Source organism: Actinomyces sp. oral taxon 849 str. F0330, assembly GCF_000239715.1.
In the GTDB taxonomy this organism is placed as follows: domain Bacteria; phylum Actinomycetota; class Actinomycetes; order Actinomycetales; family Actinomycetaceae; genus Actinomyces; species Actinomyces johnsonii.
On record NZ_JH470351.1, the window covers coordinates 10304 to 12767 of the forward strand.

Sequence of the window (2464 nt, forward strand, 5' to 3'; positions counted from 1 at the left end):
GCCGCAGCGCACCCGACGGGCCCCCGGGAATCCTCGACGGCCCGTTCGCGGCAGGCCGCCCCGGGGACCGCTCGATCCGCCCGGACGAGCTCGACCCAGGCAGGACGCTCCGGTCGTCGTCGCCACGGTTGGGGCAAGGGCGCGCAGTGGGCCCGCATCGGCGGCGGGCGACTCTCAGGCGCCCCCGACTCGGTTCCACAGGGGCCCCAACAGCCCCGCAGCGGCCGACTGCGCAAGCCAATCCCTCCCCAGCCCCGCTACGGTCTGCGCCGCACGCTGGTGCTGGGCGGCCTGCTGCTGTTCCTCCTGCTGTTCGTGGTGGCCATCATCGTCGGCTACTTCTGGGTGCGCGGCACCATCCGCAGCCAGGAGGAGGAGCGCGCCGCCGCCAAGGTTCACACCGTCTACCCCACGCCGGTGGCTTGCGATCCCGCTGCCCTGTCGAATACGGTGCACGGCCCGGAGTCGGTCGGTGTGGGCGCAGGGGCGACCTTCACCATCTCCTTGGTCAATAACGGCTCGGCGCCCTGCCTCCTCGATGCCGGCAGCCAGGCCGTGGGGGTGCGGGTCTCCTCGGGCTCCCAGCAGGTGTGGGATTCCATCGCCTGCCCGGTGGGACAGGCCGAGCGCCCTCTCCTCCTGCCTCCCGGGCAGGCCGCGGACGTCAGCGTGACGTGGAACGGGAACGCGGCGACCTCCGATTGCGCAGCCGCCACTGCGGCACCCGCCTCGCCGGCTGGCGCCTCGGCGTCCTCCACGCCGAGCAACGACGCGAGCGCGCAGGCCACGGGCCAGGAGACGCCCTCGGCCGATCCGAGTGCGACCGACGGCTCCTCTGCCGGTCAGGCGCAGACCGCTCCCGGGAACGCGGCCGGGGCCGGGACCTACCGATTCCGCTTCGTCATGGGGGGCAAGGACCTGACCGAGGACCGGGTCTTCGTCGTCGGCTGAGGCGCTCGGCCCAGGGCGGCCGACGCGGTTCCAGGGCGGTTAGGGCCGGTCGGCGACGTCGAAGCGGCGGGACTGATTCAGGAGTAGCGCTCGACGACGGAGATCTCCGCCAGTCGCGACAGCCCGTCGCGCAGGGTCCGGGCCCGCTGGGCACCGACGCCCTCGACGGCCTCGAGCTCCTCGATGGTGGCGCCCAAGACCCCCTGCAGGGACCCCCACTGCTCCACGACGGCGCGGGCCGTGACCACCGGCAGGCGCGGAATCTTGGACAGGATCCGCAGGCCTCGCGGGGAGACCTGGGCGTCCAGGTCCTGACCGTCGATGCCGCCCAGACCCATGGAGCGCGCCACCATCGCCAGGTCCAGGAGGGCGGGGGAGCCCACCCACTTCAGGCGCGCGTCCACGGTGGCGGTGTCCAGGCCCTCGGGCAGGTAGTCCTCCAGGAGGAAGCCGTGCTCGGCGAGCAGGCCCCGGGTGAGCTCCTCGACCTGGAGCGCCAGGAGGCGCCCGTCGGTGCCGAGCTCCAGGACATAGGAGTCGATGTCGGCGGAGATACGGCGGACCATCTCCATGAGCTGGAGCACCGCGGTGACGTCGCGGACGGTGACGAGGTCCTCGATCTCCAGGGAGTCCAGGCCGGCGGAGGTCTGGTCGAGGCGCGCCTTGTAGCGCTCGAGGGCGGACAGGGCCTGGTTGGCGCTGGCCAGGATCGACTCGCTGGGCTCCAGAACGTGGCGCTTGCCATCCACGTACAGGGAGATGATCCGCATCGATTGGCTCACGGAGATGACCGGATATCCGGTCTGACGGGCCACGCGCTCGGCGGTGCGGTGGCGCATGCCCGTCTCCGAGGTCTGGATTGAGGCATTGGGCAGGAGCTGGACGTTGGCGCGCCGGATCCGGGCCGTGTCCATGTCGACGACGACGCCGCCGTCCATCTTGGCCAGCTCGCGCAGCCGGGCCGCGGACAGCTCGACGTCCAGGTGGAAGCCGCCGGAGGAGATGGCCTCGACCACCGGGTCGAAGCCCAGCACGATGATCGCCCCGGTACGACCGCGCAGAATCCGCTCCAGGCCGTCACGAAGGACGGTGCCGGGAGCGACGAGCGCAAGCGTCTCGCGCAGCTGGCCAGCGGCCTCGATCATCATCTCTCCTGATCTCGCGGTGTCCTGGGAGGGGCTCGCACGGTGGTCGCTCACCGGGGCGGGCGAGCGACCCAGACCGTCTGGCTCCGCGCCATCTGGTTGAGTGCGCACTCACCGGTGCTCACTGCCCCATGGTATCGGCAGGCGGGCCGCCCCTCGGAGAGGGCCTTCCCACACTGGACCACTTGGTCTGTTGGCCACCCGTGGCCGCACCGTCGAGCGCACCGTTCACTGCTGCGCCGACGGCATCGGCAGCACCGGCAACATCGGCAGCACTGTCCTCCTGTCCGGTTGGGCCTTCTCGACGGCCTCAGCCGCGGGGCAGTGCCGCACCCATCGCCTCGCCCACGTGCGCGACCGGCAGGACC

Annotated in this window: 2 protein-coding genes; one reads left to right on the forward strand and one right to left on the reverse strand. The window is 71.9% G+C overall.

Going from position 1 to position 2464, the window contains the following annotated elements:
* On the forward strand, nt 1-951 hold a 951-nt coding region (locus HMPREF0975_RS05820; protein WP_009233218.1), incomplete at its 5' end, for a hypothetical protein.
* 77 nt (nt 952-1028) lie between these two features.
* Here HMPREF0975_RS05820 and disA read toward each other — a convergent pair.
* Nucleotides 1029-2099, reverse strand: coding sequence for a DNA integrity scanning diadenylate cyclase DisA (disA, locus tag HMPREF0975_RS05825; protein WP_021607406.1), 1071 nt, complete (start codon nt 2097-2099; stop codon nt 1029-1031).
* Between the last annotated feature and the right edge of the window lie 365 nt (nt 2100-2464).